The sequence below is a fragment of the Novosphingobium sp. B-7 genome (assembly GCF_000410615.1).
Taxonomy (GTDB): domain Bacteria; phylum Pseudomonadota; class Alphaproteobacteria; order Sphingomonadales; family Sphingomonadaceae; genus Novosphingobium; species Novosphingobium capsulatum.
Genome location: NZ_APCQ01000550.1, coordinates 1 through 355 on the forward strand (window position 1 = coordinate 1; position 355 = coordinate 355).

The window sequence follows — 355 nt, forward strand, 5'->3', positions numbered from 1 at the left end:
TGGCATGGACTGATATCGCTCGACGCGAGCATAGCCGGGCGGGGCTGCGATATCCATCGGATATGACGGACAGGGAATGGGGATTGGTGGCGCCGTTTGTGCCGCCAGCCAAGCGTGGCGGTCGGCGCAGGACAACCGACATGCGCGAGGTGATCAACGCGATCCTCTATATCGCGGCGAGTGGAGGCGCGTGGCGCATGTTGCCCAAATGCTTTCCACCGGTCTCGACGGTGCGGCGCTATTTCTACGCATGGCGCGATGCGGGACTGTTCGAGGCGATCAACACGGTGCTGGTGATGAACTTGCGCGAAATCGAAGGGCGCCAAGCCTCGCCCAGCGCGGGGGTGATCGACAG

General features: G+C 63.1%; 1 protein-coding gene. It reads left to right on the plus strand.

Annotated elements, in window-relative coordinates:
- On the plus strand, positions 1–355 hold a 355-nt coding region (locus H926_RS25990), incomplete at both ends, for a transposase (protein ID WP_148291655.1).